General features: G+C 71.5%; 12 protein-coding genes. 8 read left to right on the plus strand and 4 right to left on the minus strand.

Annotated elements, in window-relative coordinates:
- Positions 1–114 precede the first annotated feature (114 nt).
- Complete coding sequence (locus tag ACLQ2S_RS11260) at positions 115–1,017, plus strand: transglycosylase SLT domain-containing protein (protein ID WP_425701647.1); 903 nt, start codon at positions 115–117, stop codon at positions 1,015–1,017.
- A gap of 132 nt (positions 1,018–1,149) precedes the next feature.
- On the opposite strand, the gene ACLQ2S_RS11265 is transcribed toward ACLQ2S_RS11260, so the two are convergent.
- On the minus strand, positions 1,150–3,228 hold the full coding sequence (locus ACLQ2S_RS11265; protein WP_425701648.1) for an MMPL family transporter: 2,079 nt from the start codon (positions 3,226–3,228) through the stop codon (positions 1,150–1,152).
- Between the two features lie 170 nt (positions 3,229–3,398).
- On the opposite strand from ACLQ2S_RS11265, the gene ACLQ2S_RS11270 reads away from it, so the two are divergent.
- The 3 genes from ACLQ2S_RS11270 to ACLQ2S_RS11280 all read left to right on the plus strand — a co-directional run bounded on the left by ACLQ2S_RS11270 (position 3,399) and on the right by ACLQ2S_RS11280 (position 6,677).
- Positions 3,399–3,911: a MarR family winged helix-turn-helix transcriptional regulator gene (locus ACLQ2S_RS11270; RefSeq protein WP_425701695.1), complete on the plus strand. Its 513-nt coding sequence runs from the start codon at positions 3,399–3,401 to the stop codon at positions 3,909–3,911.
- 3 nt (positions 3,912–3,914) lie between these two features.
- Positions 3,915–5,618: a CocE/NonD family hydrolase gene (locus ACLQ2S_RS11275; RefSeq protein ID WP_425701649.1), complete on the plus strand. Its 1,704-nt coding sequence runs from the start codon at positions 3,915–3,917 to the stop codon at positions 5,616–5,618.
- 162 nt (positions 5,619–5,780) lie between these two features.
- Positions 5,781–6,677, plus strand: a complete 897-nt coding sequence (locus ACLQ2S_RS11280; RefSeq protein ID WP_155218508.1) for a hypothetical protein — start codon at positions 5,781–5,783, stop codon at positions 6,675–6,677.
- A 70-nt stretch (positions 6,678–6,747) separates the two neighbouring features.
- Here the strand turns inward: ACLQ2S_RS11280 and ACLQ2S_RS11285 are convergent, their stop codons facing one another.
- Positions 6,748–6,951, minus strand: coding sequence for a cold-shock protein (locus tag ACLQ2S_RS11285; protein ID WP_093401468.1), 204 nt, complete (start codon positions 6,949–6,951; stop codon positions 6,748–6,750).
- A gap of 236 nt (positions 6,952–7,187) precedes the next feature.
- Between ACLQ2S_RS11285 and ACLQ2S_RS11290 the strand changes: the two genes are divergently transcribed.
- Positions 7,188–7,796, plus strand: coding sequence for a DedA family protein (locus ACLQ2S_RS11290; RefSeq protein WP_155218506.1), 609 nt, complete (start codon positions 7,188–7,190; stop codon positions 7,794–7,796).
- Positions 7,797–7,830: 34 nt separating this feature from the next.
- On the opposite strand, the gene ACLQ2S_RS11295 is transcribed toward ACLQ2S_RS11290, so the two are convergent.
- Both ACLQ2S_RS11295 and ACLQ2S_RS11300 read right to left on the minus strand, forming a co-directional pair.
- Entirely contained in the window at positions 7,831–8,484 is a 654-nt protein-coding gene (locus tag ACLQ2S_RS11295) for an MBL fold metallo-hydrolase (RefSeq protein WP_155218504.1), read from the minus strand.
- A 5-nt stretch (positions 8,485–8,489) separates the two neighbouring features.
- Positions 8,490–9,206: a maleylpyruvate isomerase family mycothiol-dependent enzyme gene (locus ACLQ2S_RS11300; protein ID WP_309223342.1), complete on the minus strand. Its 717-nt coding sequence runs from the start codon at positions 9,204–9,206 to the stop codon at positions 8,490–8,492.
- A 258-nt stretch (positions 9,207–9,464) separates the two neighbouring features.
- Here ACLQ2S_RS11300 and rsgA point away from each other — a divergent pair, with 258 nt between their 5' ends.
- The 3 genes from rsgA to ACLQ2S_RS11315 all read left to right on the plus strand — a co-directional run bounded on the left by rsgA (position 9,465) and on the right by ACLQ2S_RS11315 (position 14,189).
- Positions 9,465–10,469 carry a ribosome small subunit-dependent GTPase A gene (rsgA, locus tag ACLQ2S_RS11305; protein WP_155218502.1) on the plus strand — a complete coding sequence of 335 codons (1,005 nt, stop codon included), beginning with the start codon at positions 9,465–9,467 and terminating at the stop codon, positions 10,467–10,469.
- A gap of 179 nt (positions 10,470–10,648) precedes the next feature.
- On the plus strand, positions 10,649–13,591 hold the full coding sequence (gene uvrA, locus ACLQ2S_RS11310) for an excinuclease ABC subunit UvrA (RefSeq protein ID WP_309223341.1): 2,943 nt from the start codon (positions 10,649–10,651) through the stop codon (positions 13,589–13,591).
- A 118-nt stretch (positions 13,592–13,709) separates the two neighbouring features.
- A complete protein-coding gene (locus ACLQ2S_RS11315; RefSeq protein ID WP_155218500.1) occupies positions 13,710–14,189 on the plus strand; it encodes a Rieske (2Fe-2S) protein in 480 nt (159 codons plus the stop codon).
- Positions 14,190–14,269: the final 80 nt, after the last annotated feature.

Below are 14,269 nucleotides of genomic sequence, written 5' to 3' on the forward strand. Positions count from 1 at the left end.
AGCCCGGTAGCGGCCGGTAGCCCGGTAGCGGCCGGTGGCGCGGTCGCGGGGCCACAAGCGACGGCGGGTGACTGTTAGTGTGCGGCGGGGTTGGTCAGGCTGGAGGGAGTCGACATGGGTCGCCGCGTCACACGGTGGGGTGTCGCGGTGGTCGCCGCGACGCTGCTGCTGACCGGTGGTGGATGTGCCACGGTGGACACTCCTGCGGAGGTGCCGGCCCCGGTCGCCCTGCCGGAGCAGGTGTCGGGCGAGTCGACCGAACCCGATGGGGCGGTGCCGGAGGAGGCGTCGCCGACGCCGTCGGCGGTGGAGGCGATGGGGGCCGCGCCGAAGCCCTCCGCCAGTGCCAGCCGTTCGCCGTCGCCGTCGCCGACGACACGGAGCCCGAAGCCCAAACGGGCCAAGGCCACCGCTCCCCGGGCGGTGCCGAAGCCGCCGACGGAGACGAAGGTCCCGCCCGCCCCGCCGAAGCCGGCGCCCACCGGTTGCGAGCCCAGCTACGAGGGCGATCAGGCCAGCCGTGCCCAGGCGAAGGCGGCGCTGACCGAGGCGGCCGGGCGGACGTACTGGCCGACGTCGGCACCGGACATCCGCATCCCGTCGGATCTGATCATGGCGACGGCGTGGCAGGAGAGCGGTTGGCAGTCCAACATCGTGGCCTGCGACGGTGGCATCGGCCTGATGCAGGTGATGCCGGACACCGCGACCTGGATGAACCAGCGCTTCGGGCAGAGCTACGACGTGCGGGACTACCGGGACAACGCCTACCTCGGCGGGACGTACCTGGCCTGGTTGACGAAGTACATCGGCGACATGTACTTCGACGCCGACTATCGGCTCGACGCCGACCTGTGCACCTCCGAGCTGAACTCGTGCCTGTTGAACGCGGTCATCGCCGCGTACAACTACGGCCACGGCGCCGTGGCCCGGGAGGGACAGCCGTTGACCATCCCGAACCCGAGCTACGTGCGCAACGTCCGCGCGTTGCTGACAGAGTGCGTCTGCCTGGGGTTTTAGGGCCTGTGTCGATCTGCGCCTTGCCGGCCGCCGGCTGGCTCCGCCTCGGCTCGACCGAGGACTTTGACACCGGCCCTGGCTGAAACCCGACGACCCCCGGCCCGCGCGGGCCGGGGGTCGTCGAACGCTGCGCTAGTCGGCGGTGACCCGGGCGGGCCACCAGAAGCGCTCGCCGAGCAGGAACGCCAGGGCGGGAACCACGACCGTGCGGACCAGCAGGGTGTCCAGCAGCACGCCGATGCAGACGATGATCCCGATCTGGGTGAGGGTGATCAGCGGCAGTACGCCGAGGACGGCGAAGACGGCGGCCAGCAGGATGCCGGCACTGGTGATGACGCCGCCGGTGACCCGTAGGGCGGAGAGCATGCCCTGGCGGGTGCCGGCGGTGCGGGCGTCCTCCCTGGCCCGGGTGACCAGGAAGATGTTGTAGTCCACGCCGAGCGCCACCAGGAACACGAAGGCGAGCAGCGGGACGGTGGTGTCCAGTGCGGGGAAGTCCAGCACGTAGTCGAAGAGCAGCCAGGCGGCGCCGAGGCTGGCGAAGTACGACGCGACCACGGTGACCACCAGCAGCACCGGGGCGAGCAGGCCGCGCAGCAGCAGGACCAGGACCGCGCCGACCAGCAGCAGGATCAGCGGCAGGATGAGGCGTAGGTCCTTGGCGTCGGCAGCTGCGGCGTCGTACGTGCCGGCGGTGGGGCCGCCGACGACGGCGCCGGTCGGGGTCTCGCCGCCCGCCGGGGCCGGTGGCGCGGAGTCGGGTACGGCGGCGACCGCGTCCCGGAGGGCTTCCAACGTCCGGTTGGAGGCGGCGGTGCCGGGCTCGGCGTCGAACACGACATCGACCTGCGCGACGGTGGGCCCGGCGGGACCGGGGCGGGCGGAGGCGACCCCGGGCACCTCGGTGGCGGCGGCGGTGACCGCTTCCACGGCGTCGGGTCGGGTCATCACCGCGACCGGCTGGGTGGTGCCGGCGGGGAAGGCGCGGGCGAGAGTCTCAGCCCCGGCGACTGCCTCCGGCTGTACCCGGAACTGCTCGCTCTCCGACAGCCCGGTCCGCAGGCCGAGGCCGCCCAGGGCGAGCGCGACCAGCAGCAGGGTGGCCAGGGCGGCGACCGGCACCGGGCGGCGGATCACGGCGGAGCCGAGCCGTCCCCAGATCCGGCCTTCCCGGCCCTTGCTGCCGACGTGCGGTACGAACGGCCAGAACAGGCCGCGTCCGAGCAGCACCAGCGCGGCGGGTAGGACGAGCAGTGCCGAGGCCATCGCGAGGAGGATGCCGATGGCACAGGCCACGGCGAGAGCCCGGTTGAGTTCCCGCTCGCTGAGCAGCAGGGTGAGTACGCCGAGCATGACGGTGGTGCCGCTGGCGAGGATCGGTTCGGCGGTGCGGCGCAGCGCGGCGCGCATGGCGGCGTACCGGTCCTCCTCGCGGCGCAGTTCCTCCCGGTAACGGGCGATCAGCAGCAGGGCGTAGTTGGTGGCGGCGCCGAAGACGAGGACGCTGGCGATGCCGCTGACGGCACCACCGGCGTAGTAGATGCCGACGGCGGGGATGACCGCTTCGAGGGCCCGTAGGGCGACCTGTTCGGTGGTGGCCACGACGGCCAGGGGCACCATCCACAGCAGCGGGCTGCGGTAGGTCACGAGCAGCAGCAGTGCGACGACCGCGGCGGTGAAGGCGAGCAGGGTGACGTCAGCGCCCTCGAAGACCTTGGTGAGGTCGGCGGTGAAGGCCGGCGCGCCGGTCACCTCGACGGTCAACTCCGCCGGTAGGGCGGTCAGCGCCTCGCGTACGTCGGTGATGGTGGTGGTGACCGCATCCTGGCCGCCCTTGGTGTCCAGCGGCACGACGACCAGGGCCACGGTGCCGTCGGGGGACAGCTGCGGTGGCGCGACCTGACCGCCGACGGCGTAGTCGGTGAGGCTCTGGGTGCCGGTGGTGATGGCGGTGCGGTCGCCGTCGGTCAGTGGCGCGCCGTCGTCGCGGGTGACCACCACGATGGCCGGCTGGACGTCGCTGGCCGGCAGTTCGTCCTGGAGCAGCTCGACCTGGGTCGACTGCCACTGGTCGGACAGACCGGTGGCGGAGACGGGGTCCGGGTTGTCGGGAACGGGTAGCCAGAACACGACCATACTCACGGCGATCGCCGCGAGTATGGTGAGCCAGGCGTTCAGGCGACCGCCCGCCACGCGGGTGAACACGGACATCAAGACCCCCAGGCGAAAGTATCTAGACAGTCGAGATTCTTACCCATCAAGTGAGATGCTGCAACAGCTCGGCTGTCGAGAATATTGTCTGTCGAGACAAGGGTCTCATTCGGGTTATGCTGCGAACCCGGGACCTCGGGAGGAAGCGACGGGACGTGGCAGCTCACGGGATGTACCGCCGGCGCGACACGCGCCGGGAAGTGTTGATCGCCGAGATCATGGCCGAGCTGCGGCGGTACGGCGTGGACGCCCAGCACGTCGGGCACGCCTTCGCCAGCCAGCACGGCCTCAACGCCACCGACCTGCAAGCGTTGATCGCCGTGATGGACGCCGAGTTGCTCGGTGATCCGATCACGCCGGGCCGGCTCGGCGAGCACCTCGGTCTCTCCTCCGGCTCGGTCACCGCCCTGATCGACCGGCTCGAACGCGCCGGGCACCTGCGCCGGGACCGGGACACCACAGACCGGCGCAAGGTGCTGCTGCACTACGCCCAGCAGGGCGCTGAGCTGGCCATAAGCTTCTTCCGGCCGCTGGGTGAGCGGACCGACCGGGTGATGGCCGACTTCCGCGACGACGAGCTGGAGGTGGTCTACCGGTTCATCACGGCGATGGGCGCCTCGATGCGGGAGCACCGGGACGAGGTTCGGGCCACCCGCGAGCCGCACCGACGGCGGGCGGAGTGAGCAGTGCTTGATCGTCTGGTGGCCGCGGCGGCCGTCGCCGCGCTGCGCCTGCCACCGCCCCGGACCCGGCGGGTCACCGTCGACCGGGACATCGCGCTGCGGGTACGCGACGGGGTGATCCTGCGCACCGACCACTACGCGCCCGACCTGCCCGCCGCGCCGACCGTGCTGATCCGCACCCCGTACGGCCGCTCCGGACCGATGCGGCTGCTCGGCCGGGTCGCCGCCGAGCAGGGCTTTCACATGGTCATCCAGTCCTGCCGGGGCACCGGCGGCTCGGCCGGCCGGTTCGAGCCGTTCGTGCACGAACGCGACGACGGGCTGGACACGCTCGACTGGCTGCGTCGGCAGCCGTGGTGGACCGGCGTGTTCGGCATGTTCGGCGCCAGCTACCAGGGATTCGTGCAGTGGGCGCTCGCGGCGGACGCGGGCCCGCAGCTGCGGGCGATGGTCGCGGTCGCCACCGCCTCGACCACCCGTGACTCCACGTACGCGGGGGAGTCGTTCGCCCTGGACACGGTGCTCACCTGGGCAGAGCTGTTGCAGGCGCAGACCGTGCCGTGGCTGGCCCGCCAGTGGGAGCTCAAGCGCGGCCAGCCGAGGCTCACCGCCGCCCTGTCCCACCTTCCGTTGATCGAGGCCGACCGGGTCGCCACCGGGGTCACCGTGCCGTTCTTCCAGGAGTGGCTGCGGCACCACACCCCGCAGGCCGACTACTGGCGCAGTCGGGTCTTCGACGACCGGCTGCACCTGGTGCATGCCCCGGTGGCGATGGTCAGCGGTTGGCACGACATCTTCCTGCCCGCCCAACTACGCGACTACCAGGCACTGCGAGCCACCGGGGCGCGTCCGCGGCTGGTGGTCGGGCCGTGGACGCACGGCAGTCCCGGGCTGTTCGTGGCCGCGCTGCGCGAGGGCCTGAGCTGGCTCGGCGCGCATCTCCGGGACGACCCGGCGGACGCCGAGCGGGTGGCGGCTGCCCCGGAGGCGTCCGGCGCGCAGGGCGAGGCCCCCGTGCGGGTGCACGTCGGTGGGGCCGGTGGCGGATGGCGTGACCTGCCGGACTGGCCGCCACCCGCCGACGCCGTCCGGTGGTACCTGCACCCGGGGGCCGCCCTGAGCACCTCGGAACCGGTGCCGTCGCCGCCGGACGGATTCTGGTACGACCCGGCCGACCCGACGCCCTCCCTCGGCGGTCCCCTGCTGGTGGCCCAGCGGGCCGGACCGTTCGACAACCGCCCGGTCGAGGCCCGGCCGGACGTGTTGACCTGGACCAGCGAGCCGTTGACCGACGCCGTCGAGGCGGTCGGGCCGGTGCGCGCCGAGGTCCACCTGCGCAGTGAGCTGACCTACCTGGACGTCTTCGTGCGACTGTGCGACGTGGACGAGCGGGGCCGATCGTGGAACGTCTGCGACGGGCTGGTCCGGATCGACCCGCAGCGGTTCCCCGCCGACCGTGCCGGCACCGTCGCGGTGCCGGTCGAGATGTGGCCCACCGCCCACCGGTTCGCCCCCGGCCACCGCCTGCGGTTGCAGATCTCCGGCGGCGCTCACCCGCGCTACGCACGCAACCCCGGCACCGGCGAACCACTCGGCGAGGCCATCACGCTCCGTGGTGGATTTCGGGAGATCATGCACGACCCTGATCATCCGTCCGCAGTGGTCCTGCCGATCGTCCACTCTGCCTCTCAGCCTTCTCCAAGCTGATTCAAAGCGCCCCTGAGCTGGGCATTTGCCGGTCACTCAGGCTATCGTGGTGATACGCCCGGCGCCGTGCACCCAATGGCCGGGCCTGCCGGTGAACCCCTCCACCGCGTACGCGGTGTCACTGTCGTGCCCGGTCCCCAACGAGAAGTGAAGGGGGGATCCATGACGCGGGCACCGGCAAATCTTCTCGCCGTCCGTAGTTTGCTGCTGGAACATCTCAACCGTGATCCGAAGCGCAGCCGCGACGAGGACCTCGAACCCAACGAGGTCGGCATCGTCGGCGACGCCAACCACCGAGGGGGCTACCACTGTGGTTCGGATCGGGTCGTCGCCAACGACTACTCGGTGGTCGAGTCGTCCCGCGACCGCAACGGACTGACCCTCGACGCCGCCGCGCTGGACGTGGGGATGTTCCGGCTCAGCTCCGGCGGCCGTACCCACGACCTGTCCAGCTTCTCGACCTGGTGCGTGGCGCAGTGCGTCGCCAACACCCAGGACACCCGCGACATTCGCGAGATCATCTATTCCCCGGACGGCAAGGTGGTCCGGCGGTGGGACCGGCTCGGCCGACGTACCACCGGCGACCGATCCCACCTGTGGCACACCCATTTCAGCTTCTTCCGAGACTCGATCAAGGCGAACCGGGACCAGCGGCCCCTGTTCCGTCGCTACCTGACCACCATCGGACTGCTCAACTCCGACGAGGGAGACAACGACATGACACCCGAGGAGCACAACTGGCTCAAGACCGTCCACCGCAACCTCACCGTCCTGGACGGCCGCAACCCGGTCGGGCAGACCTACACCCGGATGGCCATGGGTGAGGACCACAAGGACCCGAACTTCAAGGTCTCGCACCCGACGCTGCGCAGCATCGGAGCCCAGCTCACCGCGCTGCAGGGGGCGGTGGAGTCGCTGATGAACCGGGACTTCACCGACGAGCAGGCGATCGTCACCGGCGTACTGGCCGGGCTCAGCCCGGCCGAGATCGCCGCAGCGATCCCGCCGACCGTGGCCGAGCAGGTCGTGGACGAACTGAGCCGGCGGCTGGCGGCCTGAGACTACGGGTGGCGGTCGATACCGGCCGCCACCCGTCGCCGTGTGGTCATCCCCGCAGGACCGGTACGGGTCAGAGCGGACGGACGTTGTCCGCCTGCGGCCCCTTCTGCCCCTGGGTCACGTCGAACTCGACCTTCTGGCCCTCGGTCAACTCGCGGTAACCGCCGGACTGGATGGCCGAGTAGTGGACGAAGACGTCAGGCCCTCCGCCGTCCTGCTCGATGAAGCCGAAGCCCTTTTCGGAGTTGAACCACTTCACGGTGCCGGTTGCCATGCTTACTCTCTCCCTGTTCCATGCGGGCGGCCCCGGCTTGCGCGCCGGTGATCGCCCAATATCTTCCCGACAGTAACCGGTGAATAGTGGATTTGCCGGGCGAAGCGCCCCAGGTGATGCGGTGGATGACGCCCGAGGCGATGATCGGGATCAGGGATCACCCGCAGGGACCACACCGGGAGAATGGGGAGGAAACCCGGTGTCCACCGTGGCGGGCAGGTCCTAGCGTACGAGCCATGGCGGACCAGTTGGCTCAGGTCGGGGAGCTTCCCGTGGTCGTGTTGATGGCGGTGCTCGGGGTGGTCATGCTCTTCGACGCGGTACCGCTGTTCGGGGTGCTCGTGCCCGGCGACGTGGCGGTGCTCGCCGCCGTGGCGGTCGGCACCCCCACCACCGGGCTCGCGACCTTCGTCGCCGTCGTCACCGGCTGCCTCACCGGTTGGTCGTTGAGCTTCATGGTCGGCCGGCGCTGGGGTGACCAGCTGCGGCACAGCCGCTTCGGCAGGTGGGTCGGCGAGGCGCGGTGGATCACGGCGGAGACCATCCTGCGCCGCGACGGCGGTCGCCTGGTGCTGATCGCTCCGTTCCTGCCGGTGTTCAACGCGCTGCTGCCGCTGGCCGCCGGTGGACTGCACATGTCGTACCGGCGGTTTCTCCGGTTCGCGGCGCTCGGTGCGGCCGGATGGACCGGCCTCTACCTGGCGGTGGGCACCGCGTCGCGGACGCTGGCCGGGTTGCTTCCCGCCGGGGCGAGCCCGCTGCTGGTGACCATGGTCGGCGGACTGCTGCTGGCGGCCCTGGTGCTGCTGGGCACCCGGCGGCGACTGCGCGCGGTCACCCGCTGACCCGCAGCGCCTTCCCCGCCGGGTGACCCGGCCGTCACCAGCCGCGGGCCCGCCACTCGGGCAGCTGCGGGCGCTCCGCGCCGAGGGTCGAGTCCCGACCGTGCCCGGGGTAGAACCAGGTGTCGTCGGGCAGCCGGTCGAACAGCTTGTGCTCGACATCGTCGATGAGCGCGGCGAACCGCTGCGGATCCCGGTCGGTGTTGCCCACGCCACCCGGGAAGAGACTGTCGCCGGTGAAAAGGTGCGCGACACCGGCCGGATCGCGGTAGAGCAGCGCCACCGAGCCCGGCGTGTGGCCGCGCAGGTGGATGACCTCCAGGGCGCAGTCACCGACCGGCACGACATCGCCGTCGGTGAGGGTCTCCGCCTCGATCGGCAGCCCGTCGGCGTCGTCGGCGTGCACCAGCGCGCGGGCGCCGGTCTTGGCCACCACCTCTTCCAGACCGACCCAGTGGTCCATGTGCTGGTGGGTGGTCACCACCGCGGCGAGCCCTGCGTCGCCGATCAGCTCCAGCAGGCGGGGTGCCTCGTTCGCGGCGTCGATCAACACCTGCTCGCCGGTGTTGACACACCGCAGCAGGTACGCGTTGTTGTCCATCGGACCGACCGACACCTTGGTGATGGTCAGCCGGTCGAGTTCGCGTACCGCGGGCGGGCCGCCGGGGGTGACTTCTCCGCTGTAGGTCATGGCTCCTAGATCCATTCGGGCGGTCGGGGCAGCTGGCCGTCGGGGGTGACGGTCAGCGTGGTACCGGGGGCGCGGCCGGTCAGCCACGCGGCGAGTTCGGCCGCGGAACCGGCGACGACCGGAGCCTGGGCCCGGTCGCCGAGCACCAGTTCGTGGCCGCTGCCGTCGAAGCGCAGCACCATCGCCGGCGCGTCGTCGCGGTCGGCGAAGGCGGCGGTCACCTCGTGCAGCAGCCGGTGGGCGAAGTCCGGTGACCAGTCGGCGGGCCGGTAGTCGGCCGCCAGGTCGACGTGGTGGACCTCCAGCTCCCGCAGCCGACCCCAGACCAGCAGTGCGGCCGGCCACGCGCCGGTTCGGGTCTGCACGGTGGCGCCCCACGCCGGCACCGGCATGGCGGCGACGGCCTCGGCGAACCGGTCCGCGCTGCGGCGCAGGTCGGCCAACTGCTCCTCGGGGGTACGCGCCGCGCCGGCCTCGATGTCGGTGGTCCGGGCCTCGGCGCTGGCGTACATCGGGATCTGCTCGCCGGTCCGCGCGGCGGTGAGCAGGTTGACGAAGCCGTCGGCGTTGCGGCAGACGTGGGCGAGCACGTGGCCCCGGCTCCACCCCGGCAGCAGGGACGGTGCCGCGAGGTCGGCGGCGTCGAAGCTGGCCGCCGTTCGCAGCAGGCGAGCCGTGGCGTCGTCCACGTCGCCGGTCAGCAGCAGCGGATCCATGGTCACCCTGCTGACCCTAGCGGCCGGTGACCACCCCGTCGCCGGGGAATTCACTTCCGGCGCGGCGCGGTCCGCCCTACCGTCTGTGCCAGCGACTTCCTCGGCCCGGATCGCGCGGCGCGGACGACCCGTCCCTGTGCCTCGCAGCCCGGCGGGCAATGGGGGAGATCGACGAGGTTCGTGCGCGCGCCGGAGCGGAGGAGGTGGTGGTCATGCCGGTCACCGCACCCGTGTATCACCCGCACCGACACTGAACGAGGAGCCATGACCATCTCGTTGACCGCCCTGGGTTGGGACACCGACCGGGCGGCCCAGCTGGAACGTATCCGTACCAATCATCAACCCGGCCGGGTGGCCCGCGTCGACCGGGGCGTCTGCACCGTACTCACCGAGGACGGGCCGGTGCGCGCCTCGACCGGCGGCGCCGTGCTGGCCGCCGCCGTCGGCGACGCCACCCGGCTGCCCTGCGTCGGTGACTGGGTGCTCTGGTGCGCCTGGCCCGACGGGCGGGCGACGGTGGAGGCCGTGCTGCCCCGGCGTACCGCGCTGATCCGGCGTACCGCCGGCAAGGACGCCAGCGGCCAACTGCTGGCCGCCAACCTGGACGTGGCGGCGGTGGTGGAGGCGGTGCACCCGGAGCCGGACGCGGCCCGCATCGAGCGGTTGCTCTCGCTGGTCCACGAGTCGGGGGCCCGGCCGCTGGTGGTGCTGACCAAGACCGACCTGGCGGCCGATCCGGCGGCGGTGGCGCGGCACCTGGCGGCCCTCGCGCCCGGTGTGCCGGTGCTGCCGGTCAGCGCCGAACGCGGTACCGGCCTGGAGCCGCTGCGCGCCGAGGTCGACCCCGGTCGCACCCTCGGGCTGCTCGGGCCCTCCGGCGCGGGCAAGTCGAGCCTGGTCAACGCGCTCGCCTCGGCGGTGGTGATGCCGACCCAGGCGATCCGTCGGGTCGACGGCAAGGGACGGCACACCACCACCTGGCGGGCGCTGGTGCCGCTGCCCGGCGGGGGTGCCGTGGTGGACACGCCCGGCGTGCGGGCCGTCGGCCTGCTCGACGGGGCGACCGGGCTCGACCGTGCCTTCGCCGACATCGCCGAGCTGGCCGACGACTGCCGGTACGCCGACTGCGGACACGAGGCCGAACCGGGTTGCGCGGTGCGGGTGGCGTTGGACTCCGGTGCGTTGACCGCCCGGCGCTGGGAGAGCTGGCGTCGGCTGCGACGGGAGATCGCCCACGAGACCCGCCGCCGCGCCAACCGCCGCCGCTGACCGTCGAACCCGCCCCTCCGCACCCGCCGTGGGGAGGGGCGGGCGGGTGCGGGTGGGGAAAGTTGTCGGAGGGCGGGTCTACAGTTGCCGGGGCGCATTCTTCGCGCCGGCACAACCGCTGATTTCACTCAGAAGCGGACAGATCTTCCTCTTCGTTCTCATCCGGGAGTACACGGACCGTGGCCGACCGTCTGATCATCCGTGGCGCACGCGAGCACAACCTGCGTGACGTCAGCCTCGACCTGCCCCGGGACGCCCTGATCGTGTTCACCGGGTTGTCCGGGTCGGGCAAGTCGAGCCTGGCCTTCGACACGATCTTCGCCGAGGGGCAGCGCCGGTACGTCGAGTCGCTGTCGTCGTACGCCCGGCAGTTCCTCGGCCAGATGGACAAGCCCGACGTCGACTTCATCGAGGGCCTGAGCCCTGCGGTGTCCATCGACCAGAAGTCCACCTCGCGTAACCCCCGCTCCACCGTCGGCACCATCACCGAGGTCTACGACTACCTGCGGTTGCTGTTCGCCCGGGTCGGCGAGCCGCACTGCCCGGTCTGCGGCGAGCGGATCTCCCGGCAGAGCCCGCAGCAGATCGTCGACCGGGTCCTAGCCATGGCGGAGGGGACGCGCTTCATGGTGCTCGCACCGGTCGTCCGGGGGCGCAAGGGCGAGTACGTCGACCTCTTCGCCGAGCTACAGGCCAAGGGGTACGCCCGAGCCCGCGTCGACGGGGTGGTGCACCAGCTCACCGACCCGCCGAAGCTGAAGAAGCAGGAGAAGCACACCATCGAGGTGGTGATCGACCGGCTCAGCGTCAAGCCCAGCGCCAAGCAGCGGCTGACCGACTCGGTCGAGGCCGCCCTGGGTCTCTCCGGCGGGCTGGTCCTGCTCGACTTCGTCGACCTCGACGAGGACGACCCCGACCGGGAGCGCCGGTACTCCGAGCACCTGGCCTGCCCCAACGACCACCCGCTCGCGATCGAGGACCTGGAACCCCGGGTCTTCTCCTTCAACGCGCCCTACGGCGCCTGCCCGGAGTGCACCGGCCTCGGCACCAAGAAGGAGGTCGACCCCGAGCTGGTCGTCCCGGATCCGGAGCGTTCGCTGCGGGAGGGGGCGATCCAGCCCTGGGGCAACGGGCACAACCTGGAGTACTTCCTCCGCCTGCTGGAGGCGCTCGGCGAGGCGGAACACTTCGATCTCGACACGCCCTGGCGGGCGTTGCCGTCGCGGGCGCAGAAGACGATCCTGCACGGCTCCGACGACCAGGTGCACGTGCGTTACCGCAACAAGTACGGCCGCGAGCGTTCGTACTACACCGGCTTCGAGGGTGTGGTGCAGTGGATCGAGCGTCGGCACTCCGACACCGAGTCGGAGTGGTCGCGGGAGAAGTACGAGGGCTACATGCGCGACGTGCCCTGCGCGGCCTGCGGAGGTGCCCGACTCAAGCCCGAGGTCCTCGCGGTCACCCTGGCGGGGCGCAGCATCGCCGAGGTCTGCAACCTGTCGGTCGGCGAGTGCGCCGACCTGCTGGCCGGAATCGAGTTGACCGACCGGCAGAAGCTGATCGCCGAGCGGGTGCTCAAGGAGATCAACGCCCGGCTGCGCTTCCTGCTCGACGTCGGGTTGGACTACCTCTCCCTGGACCGCCCGGCCGGCACCCTCTCCGGCGGTGAGGCGCAGCGGATCCGGCTCGCCACCCAGATCGGCTCCGGCCTGGTCGGGGTGCTCTACGTGCTGGACGAACCGTCGATCGGGTTGCACCAGCGGGACAACCACCGGCTGATCGAGACGCTGGTGCGGCTGCGGGGGCTCGGGAACACGCTGATCGTGGTCGAGCACGACGAGGACACCATCCGCACCGCCGACTGGATCGTCGACATCGGTCCCGGGGCCGGGGAGCACGGCGGCCGGATCGTGCACAGCGGTTCGGTGCCCGCGCTGCTGGAGAATCCGGAGTCGTTGACCGGGGCGTACCTGTCCGGTCGGCGGGAGATCCCGACGCCCAGGGGACGCCGACCGCAGACTCCCGGGCGGGAGCTGGTGGTGCACGGGGCCCGCGAGCACAACCTGCGCAACCTGACCGTGAGCTTCCCGCTCGGCCAGCTGATCGCGGTCACCGGGGTCAGCGGCTCGGGCAAGTCGACCCTGGTCAACGACATCCTCTACGCCGTGCTGGCCAACCAGATCAACGGTGCCCGACTGGTGCCGGGCCGACACACCCGGGTCTCCGGCCTGGAGCACGTCGACAAGGTCGTCGGTGTCGACCAGTCACCGATCGGCCGGACTCCGCGTTCCAACCCGGCCACCTACACCGGGGTCTGGGACCACGTGCGCAAGCTGTTCGCCGAGACCACCGAGGCCAAGGTCCGGGGGTACGGCCCGGGGCGGTTCTCCTTCAACGTCAAGGGCGGTCGCTGCGAGGCGTGCTCCGGCGACGGCACGATCAAGATCGAGATGAACTTCCTGCCCGACGTGTACGTCCCCTGCGAGGTCTGCAAGGGCGCCCGGTACAACCGGGAGACCCTGGAGGTGCACTACAAGGGCAAGACCGTCTCCGACGTGCTGGAGATGCCGATCGAGGAGGCGGCCGAGTTCTTCTCCGCCATCCCGGCCATCCACCGGCACCTCAAGACGCTTGTCGACGTGGGCCTGGGCTACGTACGGCTGGGGCAGCCCGCGCCGACCCTCTCCGGCGGCGAGGCACAGCGGGTCAAGCTCGCCTCGGAGTTGCAGAAGCGCTCCACCGGGCGGACGGTCTACGTGCTCGACGAACCCACCACCGGCCTGCACTTCGAGGACATCCGCAAGCTGCTGCTGGTGTTGGAGGGCCTGGTCGACAAGGGCAACACGGTGATCACGATCGAGCACAACCTCGACGTGATCAAGAGCGCGGACTGGCTGATCGACATGGGGCCCGAGGGCGGCCACCGGGGCGGCACCGTGCTCGCCACCGGCACCCCGGAGGAGGTCGCCGAGGTCGCCGAGAGTCACACCGGGCAGTTCCTGCGGGGCGTGCTCAAGCTCGACGGCGCGGCGAAGGGTGCCGTGGCGGCCACCGCGCGGGCGGCGAAGGCCAACGGCACCCGGGCCCGAGGTGGCCGGAAGGCCACCGCCGCCGCACGTTGACCGCCGTGGCGGGGCGGCGCGCTCGGGTGGTCGATCGGGTGAACCGCCGGGCAGAGTGGCGCGTGTAGGGGAGAGTGGCCACAGATCACGCACCGGGTGACCGACGGAGGGGCGAGACATGAGTGACGAGCAGGTGCCGGTGGTCGGGCCTGGGGTGCGTACCCGCCGGGCCGTGCTCACGGGTGCGGGTGCGGTCGGTGCGGCGATGGCGTTGACCGCCTGCGGTGGTGGGGACGACGACGGGGCGGCGCCGAGCCCGGGACCGCAGGTCACCGACACCGGTGACGCCGGTGGCGGGGACCGTTCGGGTGCCCAGTCACTGGCCCGGACGACCGACATCCCGGTCGGTGGCGGCGCGGTCTTCGCCGCCCAGGGTGTGGTGATCACCCAGCCGACCGCCGGCGAGTTCAAGGGTTTCGACCCGGTCTGCACCCATCAGGGTTGCCCGGTGTCGAACGTCGACGGCGGCACCATCAACTGCACCTGCCACGGCAGCAGGTTCTCCATCGAGGACGGCTCGGTCAAGGCCGGTCCGGCCACCACGCCGCTGCCGGCGAAGGACATCAGAGTCGACGGCGACCAGATCGCGCTGGCCTGAGCGTGGTCGAGCGGGCCATGGCCCCCTCGACCACGCGCCGAGTCGTACGGTGGTCGCGGCCGGGACGAACCCGTCCCGGC

It is taken from the genome of Micromonospora sp. DT48, from assembly GCF_049844495.1.
Lineage (GTDB): Bacteria > Actinomycetota > Actinomycetes > Mycobacteriales > Micromonosporaceae > Micromonospora.